Origin of the sequence: Streptomyces sp. NPDC126497 (assembly GCF_040302425.1) — a bacterium.
Lineage (GTDB): Bacteria > Actinomycetota > Actinomycetes > Streptomycetales > Streptomycetaceae > Streptomyces.
Map to the genome: position 1 here is coordinate 38,042 of NZ_JBEORT010000023.1, position 16,634 is coordinate 54,675.

Here is a 16,634-nt window from a genome sequence, read left to right on the forward strand (position 1 = left end):
GATCGGTGAACTCACGGACCGGCTGCCCGGGGCCGGTCCGGCACCGTGCGCAGGACCCGCACCGGCTGCGCCTGCTCCAGCAGGTTGCGCCAATGACGCTCGTTGACACTTTCACCCGCCCAGGAACTCCACAGCCGCACCAGCGCCAGAACGTCGTCGCTGCTCCTGTCGCTCGGGACCTTCGGTTCCTTGTCCCTTGTCGGTACCCAGTCGCTGATCCGCTGGTCGCCGACTCTCCTCCCGTATGGGGGCTTGGCGAGTGCCTGGATCACCTCTCGCCGTGAGTACCGGCAGCCGGCTCGGCGGCGGGCCTCCCGCGCCTGTTGTTCCAATGCACGCAGCTGCTCGTAGAGCAGTCGCGCCTCCCGAGACCGTGTTGTCACCCGCGCTCCCCCTCCTGGCCGCCGCGCCCGGGACCGCCCGCAGCGGGTGCAGCGGGCACCTCGTCGGCCAGCAGCGTAGAACGAGAAACGCCCGGTCCTCCCGCCCGGCCGGGTCTCTTCCACATCACCGCACGAAACTCGGACCGCCGGCTCGCAGCAGCGACGAGATGACCGGAGGAGAACCCGATGAACAAGCTCACGGAACGAAAGCGACAGCGAACCGCTCGTCGTCTGGGGCGTGCCGCCCTGTTCGCCGCCGTACGCGGCGTCGCCACGAGTGCGGGCTCTGCTCTTGTCGGGTGCGGCCTGGTGTGGTGGCAGAGCCGTTGAACGAATCGCAGGCCGGCGCCGGAGCGGCAGCGTGGTGGGTCAAGCCCGATGCTCATGAGCACAACACGCCGCCTCCACTCGGCAAGGGAAAGCATCGAGGCGACCAAGGTCTCCGTGCCGCCCCGGCACGCGGGAGTCAGTACGCTGAGCGCAGCGGGATCGAGCCCGCCGCACAGTGTCCGGGAGGCGTGTCATGACTGCCGAGATGGTGGCCCCGGCGTGGATGCACGAGCAGATCACGGCGGAGGAGTACGAGTCGTGGTCCGAGGAGCAGTGCGCCGGCATCGAGATCGTGGACGGAATGGTCGTCGTGAGCCCTAGCGCCTCCAAGCGGCACAACCGGCTGGCCCGACTCCTGGCGAACGCCCTGGACGCCGCCGCGGGCCCCGACTGGAACGCCGACACGGACTTCGACGTCCGGCTACAGGACGTCCCGCTCACCAACCGCCGCCCCGACGTCATCGTCTACCGCGCTGACACGATCGACATCACACCCACCCGGCCCGAGCACGTACTGCTGGTGGCCGAGGTGGTGTCGCCCGGCTCGGAGACCACCGACCGGATCGTGAAGGTGGACCAGTACGCCAAGGCCGGGATCGGCTTCTACTGGCGGATCGAGCAGGCCGCGACGGGCACACCGCTGGTGTATACGTACCTGCTCGATCCCGCGACGAGGACGTACCGCGAAGGAGACGTGTTCGCCGGCACCCTGAAGATCACCGCCCCCTTCGCAGCGGAGATCGACCTCGGCCAGGTCTGAACCGGTCGCAGGGCAGCCAGAGGGGCTGCTCAGCCTGCAGTGGCGCGCCTGGCAGACTCCTACGGATGTGCGAAAGCAACCGAGGCTCCCTCGGGCGAGCAGAGCCCGGAGGCGTAGAACCCACGCGGACGCCGCCGCACCTCCGGTCGGACGGCTTCACCGTGCCGTGCCCACCGCGTGCCCTTCAGAACGGACCACTATGGTCAACAGGAGCATGTACCGAAGAAGCACGCCCTCATCGTTGAGCGTGTATCCGCAGGCCAGCGCGAGGGCGACCACTCGAGCGCCGTCGCTTCCCAAGCTGAGAGCGCGAGTTCGATTCTCGTCACCCGCTCCATGTGAAACCCCCAGGTCAGTGACCCGGGGGTTCTTTGCTGTCCGGACCGGTGAGCGGGCGCCGCACTGTTAACCCACCGAAGGCTCCTCCCTGTGGCGCGCACGATCACCGGCGTGGCGTTTCGCACGCTCGGCACGTATGAGGTCGTCCAGTCCGGCGGCGACCTCCCGCTGCCGGTCCTCGCCGGAGTGCTGGTGGATCAACGCCGACTTCTCGGAGGAGCGGCCGGCGCGCACCATCGTGTCCCGGAGGGTGACGCCCGAGCGGGTAGGCACGGTGTGGCGGAGGTCGTGGAACCGGAATCCGTCCGGGAGACCGGCTGTCTCGCGAGCCCGCTGGTGGCACCGAGCACACATCGAGCGAGTCGACAGCCGCCTCCTGGCTCACACCCGACGAGGTCGGCGAGCGCATGGCCGAGGTCTACGCGGTCGGGCTCTTGGCCGCCTTGGACGGCAACGGCCGAGCGGGTCCTTGACGTTCCTGCGACCGGACTGCCTGCTTGGAGCGAACGGTCATGGGGCTCAACAGGAGTCTCAGGTGGTTCCTCGCGCGCTGTTCCGAGGTTTCGGGAGCCGGGGGATGCCGAGGGGCTCGGCGAGCTTCTCGACCCGGCGGGTGAGGACGCCGGGAAGACGTGCGCTGGGCACGTCCGGGATCAGGGCCTGCTCGGTGCGGCGACGGCGTCAGTCAGCGCGTTCGACCCGGCCAGACGTCGCCGACCTGTCGTGTCCGGCGTTGCGGAAGACGTCGGCCTCAGCGGACATCAGCGCCTCGGCGAGCGTCCTGACCATCGCACGCGGCGGGTCAGGACTGGCCGCGGCGAGCCGGAGCGCTGATCACCGGAGTCAGCGGCCGGCGTACCACCGTCGGCGTCCTGCTGGGTCACGCCGCCGGCGGATCCTCCGCCTGGCCCGGCACTGGCCCTTCACCAGCCGCTCCACCGCCGCCCCCGAACGGCTCGCACCCCTGCCGAACCTGGGCTGACCAGCGGATTCACCCGTCCCTACGACAGCCCCTCGCCACCCGGAACACCACCCGTCAGGCGACGAAGGCACGTCAGACGACGTCGTGGATGTTGTGCTCGGTCAGGTCGGACGCGTGCCGGGCGACAGTGCTGTAGTCGGCATCGTCGTGGAGGACGGTCAGACCGTGGTGGGCGGCAGTGGCTGCGATGACGAGGTCCACCGCCGAGGCACTGCGGTGCTCCCCGGCCTGAGCCATACGGTGCTGCACCGCGCTGATCCAACGCCCTGCGTTTTTCGGCACCGCCACATCGGGACAGAGGTCGGAAAACATTTCCGCGATCTCGTCGTACTCGCGGCGGTTCCGGGCGTTGTACAGGAACTCGGTGCGTTGCACGTAGCAGGATGCGATGGCCCCGGCATCGATCGCGTCGTACCAGGCCGATTGCAGTTTCGGATCGCGGAGCAGCCGGACCAGGCCGGACGTGTCGAGCAGGTAGATCACCGGCTGTGCTTCTCCGCCCTGTGCAGACGCTCGGCGTCCTCGACGGCACCCCACTCACGCGCGCGCTCGAAGTGACGGCTGATGCGCGCCGCACGCTCCTGCTGCTCGGCGTAGAAATTCAGAGCGAGGTTGACCGCCTCCTTCTTGGTCCGGACTCGGGCCAGAGCCATGGCGCGCTCCAGGGCGTCGTCATCGATGTCGATCTGGGTCACGGACATACGGCACCTCCCAGGCAATGTTGGTGATGTACATAGGAGAATACGTCACCAACATTCGCCGGTCCACGCGTCGCTCCGGGTGCACACAGTGGCGACGTACCCTCCAGGTCAGCCCGAGGACTCCTCGTTCCGGTCGGTGCGGGCGTCGCGCTCCACGCGACCCGGCCACCGGGCGCGTTCGTGCCCAGAGCGTGCCCGTAAAGGCGGACAACCACGGTCGACAGCGATGTCACCAAGCACTCCCGCCTGCAGCCACCATATGAATCTGCGCAGGTCATCAGCTATACAGCCACGCAGGCGCCGTCGCTTCCCAAGCTGAGAGCGCGAGGTCGGCTCTCGTCGTGTCAGAGCGGGAGGTCGTCGGGGAGTACCCGGAACGCCTTGTGATGGCCCAAGGGGCGTACGGCCCGGAAGTCACGTCGGTCGAGGGTGAGGATCGCGTCCGTGTCGTAGTCGGCGGCGAGCGCCACGTTGACCGCGTCGGCGAGGTCGAGGTCGAGCGCACGGTAGCGGACACGGAGGGACTGGGCGGCGCCCAGGTGGTCCTCCGTGATCTCCGGCATGACGACACGCCCCCGGCTCATCCAGCGCCGGAGGTCGTCGACCGCGCTGTGGGCGGCCGCCCTGCCGAGCTCGCGCGTGGCAACGTGATCCAGCTCGGCCAGCAGCAAGGGGGACATGACCAGGAGGCCGGCCGCCATGATCGCCTCGTTCGCCGCCCGGTGTCCCGGGTGAGACGAGTCCAGGGCCGCCAGGAGGCCGGACGTGTCGGCGATGACAATGATCACGCGGCGGTTCCGGAATCCGGGTCGGTCTCCCGGTGGACGGCGTCGGCGACCGCGTCACGGATCTCCGCCTTGGAGGGCGTGCGCCCCGTCCCCTCGAAGGTGCGCGAGAACAGCGGCTCGTCCCAGACCCTGTTCGCCATGGCGGCGAGGTGGATGCCCTGACGGATGATCTCGGCCTCGCTGATCCCCCGGCGCTTCGCGGCCTCCTTGATGATCGCCAGGTCCTCGGGGTCGGCGTAGACGTTCGTGCGCTTCATGGACATGTACCAAGAGTAGTCCATGTACCGGATTGACACACGTAGCTGCCTCGTTCTTCGGCTCATCGGCTGCCGCGATCGCAGAACCGTACGTCTACGACTGGCCGGAGCTCGCCCGGCACCCCGAGTACGGCCCGGAGGTCTCGATGCATGCCCACCGGTGGGGAGAACGGCCAAGCCGTGGTGAGCCGCGGTGGCGGCGATCACGGGGTCCACCGCCGAGGCGCTGCGGTCCTCCCCGGCCTGGGCGGGGGCCGGTGGTCAGCCGGAGGGCTCCTGCGAGGTCGGTGCTTCCGGTTGCGCCCGTGGCCGGGGCTCGACGGGGCACGCGTGGTCCGACTGCGTCATCGTCCATCCGTCCCCGAACACATGGAGGCCGCTGGGCGTGGCGGAACGGCGCGCGGTGTCGCCGTCGGCTTCCGCGTCGGCGCGGGGGACGGCGGTGGGGACCGACGAAGCCGCGTGGTTCACCGTGCACGTCAGCTGGAGCATGGCCCGGCGGCTCAGCGGAGCCGTCTCACCGGGGAGTTCGACGAAGAGGATGCCGCCGTCGATCGCCACCAGCGGCGCGTCCGTCAGGCGGGGCAGCTCCGTGGTGGCCGCCGGGGCCACGTTCGCGGCCGACGCCTCGAACAGCAGGCGTACGACGGCCTCGAGGTTCCCGGCGTCGTCGATCCGGTGGGGATGGGGCACCAACTCCCCGTCGCGCAGGAAGAAGAGGGAGATGGTGGTGGGCGTCGGGGGTGGCGTCGCACTGTGGGAGACCATGCCGCTCGCCGGCGCACCGGCCTCGATGACACCGGACGGGGGGACTCCGCACGCCGTGAGCGCGACCGCGGCCACGGCCGTGAGCCCGGACAGCAGCGCTGCCGTCCGCGAGCCCCTCACCGGGTGCCCCCGTCGGCCTCGGTGTCGGTGTCGTCGCGGTGCAGCGGGAGTTCGACCGTGAACACCGCGCCGCCCCGGGGCAGGTTCGCCGCCCGGATGCGCCCCCCGTGCAGGCGCACGTTCTCCGCCGTGATGGCCAGACCCAGCCCGCTGCTCTCGCTCCTGGCCCGTGAGGTGCTCGCCTTGTAGAACCGCTCGAAGATGTGCGGCATGGCCTCCTCGGCGATCCCCGGTCCGTTGTCGGTCACCTCGATGACGGCCCACTCCATGCCCGCCCCGTCCACCCGTACCCCCATGGTCAGCCGCACGGGCGGCGCCCCGTGCCGCAGCGCGTTGCCGATCAGGTTGGCCGTCACCACGTCGAGTCTGCGCGGATCGACGCGCGCGCGGAGCTCACCCGGTCCGGGCAGCCGGGTCTCCACCTGCTCCTGCCGCCACCGGGAGGCGACGGTGCGCCGCACGGACTCGACCAGGTCGATCTCGTCCCGGTTGAGTTCGGCCACCCCCGCGTCGAAGCGGGAGATCTCCATCAGGTCGTCCACCAGTCCGCTCAGCCGGTTCGTCCCCTCGCTGATGAGCCGCAGCGCTTCACCGGTCTCCCCCTCCCCCTCCCCCTCCCCCTCCAGGTCCAGCACGTCGGTGACCGCCGACATCGCCGCCAGCGGCGTGCGCAGTTCGTGGGAGACGTCCGCCACGAAGCGGCGCCCCTGGGCCTCCAGGCGACGCAGCTCCCGCACGGTCCGCTCCAGTTCGGCCGCCGTCTCGTTGAAGGACTGGGAGAGGTCGGCCAGTTCGTCGGAGCCGGTGACGTCCAGCCGGACGTCGAGGTGCCCGGCGGCCATCCGGCGCGTCGCCCGGCGCAGCGCCCGCACGGGACGCAGTACGCCGCTCGCGGCGAGCAGCGCCAGGACGACGGCGAGGCACAGGGCCACCAGGGTGGCCCGCTCGATGCCGCTGACCATGGCCTCGACGTACCCCTCCTCGGCGGTCTGCGGGACCTCCAGGTACATCACGAGCCCGGAGAGCCTGGGCTCCGTGCCCTCGCCCGAGGTGTACGTGACGGGCATGCCGACGACGAGGCGGGGACGCCCGTCGACGTTCATCCGCTGGAACACCGCGGCACGTCGGTCCCGGACGGACCGGAGCATTTCGCGGCTCGGCTCGGTGAAGCCGGCGCTCGGCGCGTAGGCGCGGTGGCCGCCGTACACGGCCATGACCCGCCAGTCCGACGACCGGTTCGCGTACAGCACCTGGTTCACCGCGAACTGGAGGTCCGACCGGTCCGGGGCGGGGGGGATGGAGGGCGCGACGGCGTCGACGCTCGTACGGAACCGGTTGATGACGGAGTCCTGGCTCTGCTGGAGCACTCCCGTACGCGCCTCGCGGAAGGCGAGGGCGCCGGTGCCCAGGGAGCTGGCCATGGCCACCAGCACGAAGGAGGCCAGCAGGCGGGGGCGCAGGCCGCGCAGGGGGAGCGGGACGCGCGCCAGGGCCGCCCGGAGGAACCGCCGGGGGCGGCCGGCACCCGGTACGGCGGCGGCGGAGGGGGCGGGGGCCTCGTCGGCCGTGGAGGCCTCGGGGACGGTCCTCCGTGCCCCGGCGGTCCTCCGTGTCCGCGCGGACGTCCGGTCGCTCATGAGGTGCCGAAGCGGTAACCGAAGCCGCGTACGGTCTGCACGTAACGGGGATTCCTGCCTTCACCGAGCTTGTTGCGCAGTCGCTTCACGCAGGCGTCCACGAGCCGTATGTCGCCGTGGTAGCTGTGTTCCCAGACCGCTTCCAGCAGCTGCTGGCGGCTGAACACCTGGCCGGGCGAGGCCGACAGGGTCAGCAGCAGCCGCAGTTCGGAGGGGGCGAGGGTGACGGGTTCGCCGCGGTGCGTCACCACGAGCCCGGCGCGGTCGACGACCAGCTCGCCGTGCGTCTCCACCCGGGGGCGGGTACCGTCCGGCAGCGACGCGTCCTGCCTGCGCAGCACGGCCCGTATGCGTGCGTCGAGCACCCGGGCCTGCACGGGCTTCACCACGTAGTCGTCCGCGCCGGTCTCCAGTCCCACGACCACGTCGATGTCGTCGCCCCGGGCCGTCACCATGATGATCGGCACCTGGTCGCGGTCCCTGATCCGGCGGCACACGTCCAGGCCGGACATGCCGGGCAGCATGAGATCGAGCACGACGACGTCCGGCCGGAACGGACGGAGCTGTTCCAGCCCTTCCTCACCCGTTTCCACGGCGCGGACCTCATGACCCTGATGCCGCAGACCCAGTTGGACGGCCCTGCGGACATCGTGGTCGTCTTCGACGATCAGGACCCGTGGCATTGCGGCAGTGTAAGCAGACCGGACGAGGCGTCCGTCCCGAGGAAGGACGCTCTCCGACCGCCGTTACACAACGATCACACGGGCCGGGGAACACAGGGCTCCGTTACCTTCCCGTGATGTCACCGGCTCGTCGCGATCATCTGGGATCACCAGATTGACCTTCCATGCATGTGGCACGACAGCGACCATCCGCACCCCCCACCGGCAGCGCCGCGGCCGGTCACCGCGCCGGTCGCCGGCGCCGGTCCTCCCGTCGCCGGGGACGGCCGCGCCGCCGGGGCCGGAACCTGCTGATCGTCCTGCTGGTGGGCGTCGGCCTGCTGGGCTCGGCGGCCTATGTCCTGGGAGGCGGGCGGAGCGACGCGTCGAGCGGTGCGCCCCACCCGGGGGGCACGCACGTCACCCCCGCACCCACCCCCACGCCGTCCGCCTCCCCTTCCCGCTCCCCCTCCCCCTCCGCCAGCCGGACCGAGATCGACGTCCCCCCGACGGGCAGCGGGACGTTCGTCACCGCGCAGGCCGGTGGGGAGAAGGTGGGCAGCGGCTCCCGCCCGGTGCGCTACGTCGTGGAGGTCGAGACCGGCCTCGACGTCTCGCCGTCCCGGGCGGCGAACGAGATCGCCGACATACTCGCCGCCCCGCGGGGCTGGACCCACGACCCGGACAACGCGTTCCAGCTGGTGGGCGCGGGATCGCCGCACGACATCACGATCAGGATCGCGACACCCGCGACGGCGGACGCCCTGTGCTGGGCGGGCATCCAGCAGGACACCGGAGGCGAGTACAACTGCGAGGTTCCCGGAGGGGTGGTGGTGAACCTCAAGCGCTGGGTCAAGGGCTCGCCGACCTTCGACGGGCCGATCCACGACTACCGGGCGCTGATCATCAACCACGAGATGGGGCACTTCCTCGGTCACTCGCACATGACCTGCGGGGGCGCCGGTCGCCTGGCCCCCGTGATGATGCAGCAGATCAAGGGCCTGCACGGCTGCGTCGCCAACGCCTGGCCCTACGACGAGAACGGTGACCTCGTCACCGGGCCGCCCGTGTGACCGGCGCCTGCCGCCACAGCTCGGTCATGCACCGGCCCCGGGGCCGTGGACCGCCGGCGCCCCTGTGGACTCCGTCTTCTCCCGCGCCCGCAGGGTTCTCCTCCCTCGGTCGGCCGGAAGTACATGACCCGATCCCGCGCACTGTTCCGGGACCGGCCGCAAGGGCGGCGATCGCCGCCTCCCGGGGTGATCCGGGGTCCCGCGTCCGTCCGGGGTCTTCAGGAGTCGGCTCCGGCCGGTGGCCCGTCGTCGCCCAGCACCGGGGCGCTGCGCACCAGGCGCAGTGCCGTCGTCAGGAGGAGGCCGCCGACGACGTTGCCCAGCACCGCCCAGGCCAGCCACACCAGCCAGTCCGCGTAGCCGTACGCCGTCCCGCCGGCGTGCAGGCCGGCGAACGCGATCAGGGAGTCCAGTACCGAGTGCCACAGCCCGAGTCCGGCCAGGACGAACGCGGCGACGACCGATGCGGTGATCTTCCCGGTCATGGAGTCGGTGCCGTGGTGCATGCGGGTCATGAGCGTGATGACGGCGCCGCCCAGCACGGCCAGGCAGAAGGTGCCCAGCGTGTACCCCCCGTCGACGAAGTGCGCGCCCGCCGTGGCCGCGGTGCGGTGCAGGTCGGGGAAGGCCTGCACGACGAGCCAGGTGAACACCCATCCGCCGATCAGGTTCATCACCAGGACCGTCACCCACATCCGCGCCAGGTCGAGCCAGGTGGCCGCGCCGGCGAACACGGTGGTGACGGGCACCAGGAAGCCCTCCGTGAACAGCTCGCTGTGGCCGAGCAGCAGGGCGATGAGCCCCACGGAGAAGGCCAGTCCGGCCAGCGGTTCACTGCCGGTCTCGTGCCGCACGAACAGCAACGCCATGATGCCGACGCCCACGTCGATGCCGCCGAGCAGCGAGGTGGCCACCAGCGACGCCCAGGTGCGGTGCAGTCGCGGCCGGCCCTCGGCCACGATCCGTTCCGCGGCCTCGGCGATCCGTCGTTCCCCGGGGCCCCGCATGATCCGGTCGTCCGACTGCATGGTGGTTCCTCCCGCCCCGCGTCGCCGCGGAAGCGTCTCGTCGGTTCCGTCGCGGAAGCGTTCCGGATGCATCCTCGGCGAGGCCGTTCCCGGATTCCGTCACCCACGCCGTCCCGTCCCCCGTGCGGCACACTCCCGACCCCGCCCCGCCCCCGGCCCGGTCGCGGGCGAGCGCCCCGGACCCGGCCCCGTGGCCGGCGCGTGAGGCGTGCGGGGCGTGCGGGGCGGTCGCGGTGGGCTCAGTCGCCGGACGTCCGTCCCCGGTGCGGCACCTGGGGCGACTTCGCGGCCTCGGCCTCCGCCTTGGCGTCGCTCACCGCGGCGGCGGCCTGCCTCTCGGCCTCGCCGGCGGCCGCGGCGGCGTCGAGGGGGAGCGTCGATCCCGCGCCGAGCTGCGGGATCCGGTCGGCGTCCGACGTGTCGTCGTCGCCGACGGCGGCCGCCTCCCCGGGGGACGCGGCTCCGGTGGGGCCCGTCGTCGACTGGTCGCCGAACGCACGGGTGACGGTCCTGATCGCCTCGGTCAGCTCCCCCGGGATCACCCAGAACGTGTTGTTGTCGCTGCCGGCCAGGTGCGGGAGCGTCTCCAGGTACTTGTAGGCCAGGACCTTCGCGTCGGCGTTGTTGCGGTGGACGGCCTGGAAGACGAGTTCCACCGCCTTGGCCTCGCCGTCCGCCCGCAGGATCATGGCCTGCTGCGTGCCCTGGGCCTCCAGGATGTCCTTCTGCTTCGTGCCCTCCGCGGTGAGGATCTTGGCCTGCCGCTCCCCTTCGGCGTGCAGGATGGCCGCGCGCTTGTCACGCTCGGCCCGCATCTGCTTCTCCATCGCCTCCTTGATGGTGTGCGGTGGATCGATGGCCTTGATCTCGACGCGGTTGACCCGGATGCCCCACTTCCCGGTGGCGTCGTCGAGGACGGCGCGGAGCCGGGAGTTGATCTCCTCGCGCGAGGTGAGCGTCTCCTCCAGGTCCATGCTGCCGATGACGTTCCGCAGCGTGGTCACGGTGAGCTGGTCGATCGCCTGGAGGTAGTCGGCGACCTCGTAGGCCGCCGCCCGCGGGTCGGTGATCTGGTAGTAGAGCACGGTGTCGATGTTCACCACGAGGTTGTCCTCGGTGATCACCGGCCTGGGGTCGGACGAGTAGACCTGCTCGCGCACGTCGAGTTTGGTGTTGATGCGGTCCGCCACCGGCAGGACCAGGTTCAGGCCGGGTTGCAGCGTCCGGTGGTAGCGGCCGAACCGCTCGATGTTGTAGCGGCGCGCCTGCGGGACGATCCGCACGGTGGAGGCCACGAGGAAGACGACGACGAGGACCGCCACGAGGAGGGGGATGACAACGGGATCCACAGTGCCTCCGTTGCTGTGCGTTCAGCCGTTCACGGGTTCACGGGTTCACCGGTTCACGGGGCCGTGCGTCACGGAAGGAGGGCGCGGGGGTGAACGACGGCCGTGGCGCCTTCGATCTCCATGACGTCCACCAGCGCTCCCACCGGGATCACCAGGCTCTCGTCGAGAGCGCGGGCGGACCACTCCTCGCCGGAGAGTTTGACCAGGCCGCGGGTCGCGGTGACCTCCTGCACGACCTCGGCCCGCCTGCCGATCAGCGCGTCGCTCCCCTCACGGACGAGGGGCCGCCGTTCCCTCTGCCGCAGCGCGACGGGACGGACGAGGACGAGGCCCGCCGCCACCGCCGCTCCGAGGGCCACGAGCTGGCCGAGAAGTCCGACGCCGACACCGGCGACCACGGCGGCGACCAACGCGGCGCCCGCCAGCAGCCCGAGGAACAACGTCAGGGTGAAGAACTCCGCGACGCCCAGCACCGCGGCGGCGAGCAGCCATACGAACCACGGCATCGGATCGCCCTCCTTCAGAGGCCTTCTCCCTCAAGTTACCTCCGGGAAAGCCGGGCAGACAGACGCCGTGGCCGTGGTTCTCGTCCCTCGGAGGGCTCGCCCTGATCGACGGCGGTGCCCGCCGGCGGCCGGGAGCCCCGTCGTCCGGCCCCCACTCCGGCGCGTCGCGTGACGGTGCGTGCGGGAGGCCTGACGGAGCGGGTGGGGCGGGTGCCCGGGGACCGGCCACCCGCCCCCGCGCCGGACGCGGGTGTCAGGCGCCGAGACCGTAGAGGTCGAACTCCTCCCAGCCGGAGATCGACTCGGAGCGGGCGCGCAGGACGTACTGGAGCGAACCGGTGTAGCTGTTCTCCATGGAGACGAAGAGGCCGTTCAGCGTGGACTGGAGCGCCCAGCGGTTCAGGTCCTCGTTGTGGTAGAGGACGAAGCGCTCCCAGCCGCCCACTCCCGTGGAGCGGGCGCGCAGCTCGTTCCGCGCGTCGCCGGCGAAGTTCTTCTCGACCGCCACGTAGCGGTCGTTGGCCAGGGACTTCAGCGCGTACGTACCGGTGGTGCCGTCCCACTCGAAGGCGAAGCCCTCCCAGGAGCCGTTGTACGCGGCGGAACGGGCCCGGAGCGCGCCGGTGTGGGGGTCGGGGTACGTCTTCTCCGTGGCGACGAACTTGCCGTTGCGGAGCGACTGCACGGCCAGCAGCTCGGGCTCCTCGGCCTGTGCGGAGACGTCGTCGGCGGCGGCGAGCGGCGCCTTCCGGGCGGCCGTCTCCTGGGTGAGGTGCGCCAGCCCGGCGGCGTCGACCTTCTCCCACCCGCTGGGGACGGCCGCCGGCCGGTCGGCCCGCGGGGCCGCTCCGGCCGCGGGCGCGGTCCAGGCGGAGGCCGCCAGCAGGGCGCTGAGGGACAGAAGAACGGGGGTCATGCGTCTCACGGCTTTTCCTCACCCTTCACGGAACGGATTCTGGGCACGGCGAGACGGTGGACCCGCAAGGGGTTTCCGGCCGTTTCCCGGGAGACCGACGGCATGAAAGGCACAAGCCGCTTTCCCGTGCGCCGGGTGGTCTCCCCGACGCGCAGGGGACCCTCCCGCGTCTCTCGCCCCCCAACGGCTGCGGTCGGTGCCCCTCTCCGGGCACTTCGGCAGCGGCCGCGCCCCTCGGCGCGACCGCACCCATGCAAACAGCGGGGCGCGGGTTCCGGTAGGGATTCCACCTCGCGTTGCGCGAGGGTTCACCGCCCCGCCCACAACCCCTTCCCACGTGTTCGGGAACGAGGAGGGCCCGGCCCGTTCCCGGGATCCGGCACCGTGTCCGCCGTCCGCCGGCACGGCCCGGTGGGACCCGGGGCCGTACCGGCGGACGGGGCGGTCACTTGGTGAAGGTGAAGTACTTCCAGGCGCCGTGCGTCGTGGAGTTGACGGTGTCCCCGGAGGAGCCGTTGACGTACGACGAGCGCATCCGGGCGCGGATGCCGGAGTCGCCCGGCGCCTCCAGGCGCACGACCGACTTGCCCTTGGCGTCCAGGGCGAAGTACTCGGAGCCGGCGTCGCGCCAGGCGCCCGCGTAGTGGATCTGGAGCTGGAGGCGCTGGTTGCGGCCCTTGTAGTGGCTCATGGTCGTGGTGAACACGGGATCGGTCTTCTTGTGGAAGTAGTAGTACGTCGTGGAGCCGATCCTGCCGGTCTTGTAGTGCTTGGAGACGCTGGTGGAGACCTTCACCTTGGCGTACCCGGTGGACTTCACGGTCTTCGGGGCGTAGCGGGCGTCGCCGGCGAAGACCGCGCTGACGGCGGTGTCACGGGTCATGGTGACGGTCGCCGACAGGTTGCCCTTGGAGTTGACCTTGCCCGTCTTCAGCAGCTTCTTCGCCTTGTCGGCGCCGAAGGGGTCCGCGTAGATCGAGACGGTGCGGTTCTTGTACGTCGTGCCGAGGTGCGCGGTGAAGGTGACCTTCTTGCCGTACGCGTACAGCTTGCCGTTGTTGTTCAGGCTCAGCGAGGTCGCCTTGCGCGAGACCTCCACCGTGTCCGAGCCGGAGGCCGGGGCGTGCGTGGCGTCGCCCGCGTAGGAGACCTTGTAGGTGACCTTGCCGCCGGCCGGCGGCGTGTCCGTGAAGGAGAAGCTGCCGTCCGCCTTCGTCCTGACGGCGGCCAGCGCCTTGCCCTTCGGCGACTCGACGTCCGTGCGCGTCACCTTCAGGCTGGTCCCGGCCGCGGGGCGCGTCCTGGAGGTGAGCGTGCCGGTGACGGTGAGCTTCTTCGCCCGCTCCGACTTGGCGGGGGCCGACACCTTGAGGGTGGGCAGCTCCTTGGTGGGGTCGGTCAGGGCGCGCAGGGTGTGGGTGCCGTAGGAGTTCACGGAGACGGCGAAGACCCGGCTCGCGTCCGGCGCCCAGGCGAGCGCCCCGTCCACGAGGGTGTCGGCGCCACTGCTGTTGCCGGTGTTGGGGAAGTCGTACTCCCGCACCGGAACCGGGTCACCGGGCCGGTGGACGTGGACGTCGGGGTCGTACCAGGAGAAGCTGCCGCCCGCGACGCTGCCGTCGGGGGCGACCCGCACGGCGTTCGGGTAGGCGTCGATGGGGTAGCCCGACTGCTCGGTGAGGTCGGTGGCCGAGTAGGCGCCGATGCCGTAGCCGTACTCCGGGTCGCCCCACGAGGTGAGGACCTGCTTGCCGTCGGGCGTCAGGTCCAGCTGCTTCACGGCCGTGTCCATGTCGCCCTTGACCCGCAGCGCGGCCCCGTCGGCCGAGACGTCGTAGACGGCGAGATCGCCGCCGTTGCCGGCCACCAGGACGCCCGGGACGGCCGGGTCGGACGCCAGGAACATGCCGAAGGCGCCGTAGAAGTCGACGTCGCCCCGCTGGGCGAGGCGGACGACGGGTTCGGGGCCGGAGGTGTCCAGCGAGCCGAAGTCCGTGCCGTGGGCGAACCAGATCCTGCCGTCCACCACCTCCAGGTCGCCGGGGGCCGCGCCCACCGGGTAGCTCGCGGTCTGGGTGTACGTGGCCGTCTCCACCGAGACGATCCGGTTGCCGTTCTTCACGGCCGCGTACACCTGCCCGGAGTCGGCGGACAGCGCCAGTCCGGTCACGCCGGGAAGGCCGGTCAGCGTCGCCTTCACGGTGCCGCTGTAGTCGGTGACGACGATCCTGCCGCCGGTCGGATCGGAGACGTAGACCCGCTGGTGGTCGCCGTCCACGACGATGTCGCCGACCGAACTCACCGGAAGGGTCTTCGCGGAGTCGGCCGACGCCGGAACCGCCGTGCCTCCCACCAGAGCCATGGAACCGAGGACGACCGCGAGTGCCGTCGCGGTCGCGATGCTGCGCCTGCGCACAGTGATGTGCCCCCAGAGAAAGAAGTCCGGTGGTCACCGGACGGAAGATGAAAGAAGCCGCGCGTCCCCCCTCACCCGAACGGGTGTTGGACGCTGCCGAGGACGCAGCGTATGGCATGGGAGTGACAATTGAGGAGCGGAATACCGCGAACCGGCCGAGGGGGCCGACGGGAACGCCGTGGCACGCCGCGCTCTCCCGGCCGGGGTGCGGTGTGCCACGGCGTCCCGTCGGCCCGGGGTCACCCGGCGGGCAGGGCCTCCCGCATCGCCTTGGCGGTGACCGTCGGGTCGTAGCCCTCCGGGACGCCTTCGACCAGGATGAGGTCGCCCTCGATGTGCCGCGAGCGCAGCGGTGCGATCTCCCGGTACGCGGGGGAGTCCCACCAGGCCCGCGCCTCGGCGATCCCGGGGAAGCCGATCACCACGACGTGCCCGGGCCAGTCGCCCTCCTTCACCTCGTGCTGCGCGGCGTGCACGAGGAAGCGCCCGCCGTACGGCTCGAAGGTGGCGGGGATGCGCTCGATGTACTCGGCGATGTCCGGGTGCGGGGCGGCTTCTCGCAGGTGGGCTATGGCGTAGGCGGGCATGGTGTCCTTCCGGTCGGTCGGGCTCCGTACACCGGGAGCATGGCATGCCGGGGCGCCGGAATCGATGACCCGTCAGGTAAGCGGACCCCGCCGGCGCCCCGGACCGGCGGCGCATCCGCCCATCGGCGCGCCCGCCCGTGCGGGCCCCCGGCCGTCCCCGGGCCGGCCCGGGGCCCGCACGGCGCGGGAGCCGCGGCGGTCCGGAGCGGGGATCGCGCCGGCGTCGTGGTCGGCGGCCGGACGGGCGACCATCCGGTTGTCGCCGGGTCCGGGGTTCCCGGGCGGTGACCGCGGCCCGCGCGACCGGCGGGCACCGCCCCGAGGGGCCGGGGCGGGGAGGGTCCGGCGGTTTCGCGCACAGGGGGAGGGGGCCGTCCCGGCTCCCCCGGGACGGCCCCCTCCCCCTGTGCGGGGTCGCCTCAGTGCTTGAAGGCGTCCTTGGCCTTCTCCTTGGCCTCGCGGGCGTCTCCCGTGCTCTTCCTGGCCTGCCCCTCGGCGGCCATGCGGTCGTTCCCGACGGCGCTCCCCAGAGCCTCCTCGGCCTTGCCCCGGGCCTGCTCGGTCTTCGCCTTGGCCTTCTCGCCGGCACTCATGGAACACGCCTCCTCGTAGCGTCCTTGCCGCTGTCTCGGTGGAGTCCGCCTGCCCCCACCTTTCCTTCACAAACAGGGTGCCGTCGGTGAATGACCGTGCCGACGCAGGGCAGACGGTGGCGCAGGAGGTCGATAACTATGGTTCCCCTGCTGCTCGTTCTGCTTCTCGCCCTGGTCCTCTTCGGCGCGGGATTCGCCGTGAAGGTCCTCTGGTGGCTCGCCATCGCCGTCCTGGTGCTCTGGCTGCTCGGCTTCGTCATGCGCTCCACCTCGGCCGGCGGCGGACGCAGCCGCTGGTACCGATGGTGACGCGTCCCGAAGACGCGCCGTACCTCGCGGGGCCCGGTCACCACGGTGGCCGGGCCCCGCGGACCGTCGGTCACCGGGCCGCGCCGAGGGGCGTGCCGGACTGACGGCTCCGTGGACGGCCGACCGGGGA

At 71.4% G+C, this 16,634-nt stretch carries 18 protein-coding genes and 3 pseudogenes; 4 read left to right on the forward strand and 17 right to left on the reverse strand.

What is annotated here, in order from left to right; genetic code table 11:
• Positions 1-11: 11 nt before the first annotated feature.
• The gene (locus ABTY20_RS13530) at positions 12-383 is read right to left on the reverse strand and encodes a hypothetical protein (RefSeq protein ID WP_351997145.1); all 372 of its coding nucleotides are present in this window, start codon (positions 381-383) and stop codon (positions 12-14) included.
• A gap of 523 nt (positions 384-906) precedes the next feature.
• Between ABTY20_RS13530 and ABTY20_RS13535 the strand changes: the two genes are divergently transcribed.
• Positions 907-1,473, forward strand: coding sequence for a Uma2 family endonuclease (locus ABTY20_RS13535; protein ID WP_351997146.1), 567 nt, complete (start codon positions 907-909; stop codon positions 1,471-1,473).
• A gap of 405 nt (positions 1,474-1,878) precedes the next feature.
• On the opposite strand, the pseudogene ABTY20_RS13540 reads toward ABTY20_RS13535, so the two are convergent.
• Positions 1,879-2,172 (reverse strand): annotated as a pseudogene (locus tag ABTY20_RS13540) (tyrosine-type recombinase/integrase); the annotation flags it as partial.
• Here ABTY20_RS13540 and ABTY20_RS13545 point away from each other — a divergent pair.
• Positions 2,139-2,285: pseudogene (locus ABTY20_RS13545) on the forward strand (NUDIX hydrolase); the annotation flags it as partial. The pseudogenes ABTY20_RS13540 and ABTY20_RS13545 sit on opposite strands and share 34 nt — an antisense overlap.
• 73 nt (positions 2,286-2,358) lie before the next feature.
• Here the strand turns inward: ABTY20_RS13545 and ABTY20_RS35365 are convergent.
• The 8 genes and pseudogenes from ABTY20_RS35365 to ABTY20_RS13580 form a co-directional block, all read right to left on the reverse strand.
• A pseudogene (locus tag ABTY20_RS35365) lies at positions 2,359-2,634 on the reverse strand (IS256 family transposase); the annotation flags it as partial.
• 232 nt (positions 2,635-2,866) lie between these two features.
• Positions 2,867-3,277, reverse strand: coding sequence for a PIN domain-containing protein (locus tag ABTY20_RS13550; protein WP_351997147.1), 411 nt, complete (start codon positions 3,275-3,277; stop codon positions 2,867-2,869).
• The gene (locus ABTY20_RS13555; RefSeq protein WP_203591804.1) at positions 3,274-3,495 is read right to left on the reverse strand and encodes a type II toxin-antitoxin system VapB family antitoxin; all 222 of its coding nucleotides are present in this window, start codon (positions 3,493-3,495) and stop codon (positions 3,274-3,276) included. The genes ABTY20_RS13550 and ABTY20_RS13555 overlap by 4 nt, the downstream gene beginning before the upstream one ends.
• 344 nt (positions 3,496-3,839) lie before the next feature.
• A complete protein-coding gene (locus ABTY20_RS13560; protein WP_351997148.1) occupies positions 3,840-4,283 on the reverse strand; it encodes a PIN domain-containing protein in 444 nt (147 codons plus the stop codon).
• A complete protein-coding gene (locus ABTY20_RS13565; protein WP_351997149.1) occupies positions 4,280-4,546 on the reverse strand; it encodes a ribbon-helix-helix domain-containing protein in 267 nt (88 codons plus the stop codon). Before ABTY20_RS13565 ends, ABTY20_RS13560 begins: the two co-directional genes overlap by 4 nt.
• Before the next feature lie 255 nt (positions 4,547-4,801).
• Positions 4,802-5,428 carry a hypothetical protein gene (locus ABTY20_RS13570; protein WP_351997150.1) on the reverse strand — a complete coding sequence of 209 codons (627 nt, stop codon included), beginning with the start codon at positions 5,426-5,428 and terminating at the stop codon, positions 4,802-4,804.
• Positions 5,425-7,065, reverse strand: a complete 1,641-nt coding sequence (locus ABTY20_RS13575; protein ID WP_351997151.1) for a sensor histidine kinase — start codon at positions 7,063-7,065, stop codon at positions 5,425-5,427. The genes ABTY20_RS13570 and ABTY20_RS13575 overlap by 4 nt, the downstream gene beginning before the upstream one ends.
• Positions 7,062-7,748 carry a response regulator gene (locus ABTY20_RS13580; RefSeq protein ID WP_351997152.1) on the reverse strand — a complete coding sequence of 229 codons (687 nt, stop codon included), beginning with the start codon at positions 7,746-7,748 and terminating at the stop codon, positions 7,062-7,064. Before ABTY20_RS13580 ends, ABTY20_RS13575 begins: the two co-directional genes overlap by 4 nt.
• Before the next feature lie 164 nt (positions 7,749-7,912).
• Here ABTY20_RS13580 and ABTY20_RS13585 point away from each other — a divergent pair, with 164 nt between their 5' ends.
• Positions 7,913-8,800, forward strand: coding sequence for a DUF3152 domain-containing protein (locus tag ABTY20_RS13585; protein ID WP_502991801.1), 888 nt, complete (start codon positions 7,913-7,915; stop codon positions 8,798-8,800).
• A 218-nt stretch (positions 8,801-9,018) separates the two neighbouring features.
• On the opposite strand, the gene ABTY20_RS13590 is transcribed toward ABTY20_RS13585, so the two are convergent.
• The 7 genes from ABTY20_RS13590 to ABTY20_RS13620 all read right to left on the reverse strand — a co-directional run bounded on the left by ABTY20_RS13590 (position 9,019) and on the right by ABTY20_RS13620 (position 16,195).
• Positions 9,019-9,828, reverse strand: coding sequence for a formate/nitrite transporter family protein (locus ABTY20_RS13590; RefSeq protein ID WP_351997154.1), 810 nt, complete (start codon positions 9,826-9,828; stop codon positions 9,019-9,021).
• A 239-nt stretch (positions 9,829-10,067) separates the two neighbouring features.
• A complete protein-coding gene (locus tag ABTY20_RS13595) occupies positions 10,068-11,177 on the reverse strand; it encodes an SPFH domain-containing protein (protein WP_351997155.1) in 1,110 nt (369 codons plus the stop codon).
• A 68-nt stretch (positions 11,178-11,245) separates the two neighbouring features.
• Entirely contained in the window at positions 11,246-11,683 is a 438-nt protein-coding gene (locus ABTY20_RS13600; RefSeq protein WP_351997156.1) for an NfeD family protein, read from the reverse strand.
• 253 nt (positions 11,684-11,936) lie between these two features.
• A complete protein-coding gene (locus ABTY20_RS13605) occupies positions 11,937-12,599 on the reverse strand; it encodes a fascin domain-containing protein (RefSeq protein ID WP_351997157.1) in 663 nt (220 codons plus the stop codon).
• A gap of 445 nt (positions 12,600-13,044) precedes the next feature.
• Positions 13,045-15,015, reverse strand: a complete 1,971-nt coding sequence (locus tag ABTY20_RS13610; RefSeq protein WP_351997158.1) for a YncE family protein — start codon at positions 15,013-15,015, stop codon at positions 13,045-13,047.
• 239 nt (positions 15,016-15,254) lie between these two features.
• Positions 15,255-15,602, reverse strand: a complete 348-nt coding sequence (locus tag ABTY20_RS13615; RefSeq protein WP_351997159.1) for a DUF1330 domain-containing protein — start codon at positions 15,600-15,602, stop codon at positions 15,255-15,257.
• A gap of 419 nt (positions 15,603-16,021) precedes the next feature.
• The gene (locus ABTY20_RS13620; protein ID WP_351997160.1) at positions 16,022-16,195 is read right to left on the reverse strand and encodes a CsbD family protein; all 174 of its coding nucleotides are present in this window, start codon (positions 16,193-16,195) and stop codon (positions 16,022-16,024) included.
• A 138-nt stretch (positions 16,196-16,333) separates the two neighbouring features.
• Between ABTY20_RS13620 and ABTY20_RS13625 the strand changes: the two genes are divergently transcribed.
• Positions 16,334-16,504 (forward strand): hydrophobic protein, encoded by a 171-nt coding sequence (locus tag ABTY20_RS13625; RefSeq protein WP_351997161.1) that lies wholly within the window; start codon positions 16,334-16,336, stop codon positions 16,502-16,504.
• Positions 16,505-16,634 lie beyond the last annotated feature (130 nt).